Annotated in this window: 1 protein-coding gene; it reads right to left on the reverse strand. The window is 53.5% G+C overall.

Translation table 11 applies throughout. The features are described from left to right. Nucleotides 1-381: chlorophyll a/b-binding protein (locus D2V08_RS18155; protein ID WP_147374023.1), on the reverse strand; the 381-nt coding region annotated here is incomplete at its 5' end.

A 381-nucleotide genomic window follows, 5' to 3' on the forward strand; every position in this document is an offset into this window, starting at 1 on the left:
TCATTTTCCAGGCACGAAGTTGGTGGCATAAGCCCAAGCATTGTTGTTGACTGGATCAGCCAAATGATCAGCCAAATTCTCCAAAGGCCCTTTCCCTGTCACTATTGCTTGCACGAAGAATCCAAACATTGAAAACATTGCCAACCTCCCATTCTTTAGCTCCTTCACCTTCAACTCAGCAAATGCTTCCGGGTCCTCCGCCAATCCCAACGGGTCGAAGCTCCCGCCCGGGTACAAGGGGTCGGTAATCTCGCCCAACGGCCCACCCCCGATTCTGTATCCTTCCACCGCGCCCATTAGTAGCACTTGGGTCGCCCATATGGCCAAAATGCTCTGTGCATGGACCAAACTCGGGTTGCCCAAGTAGTCTAGCCCGCCCTC

The sequence above is a fragment of the Flagellimonas lutimaris genome (genome assembly GCF_003581615.1).
GTDB classification, from domain to species: Bacteria; Bacteroidota; Bacteroidia; order Flavobacteriales; family Flavobacteriaceae; genus Flagellimonas; species Flagellimonas lutimaris.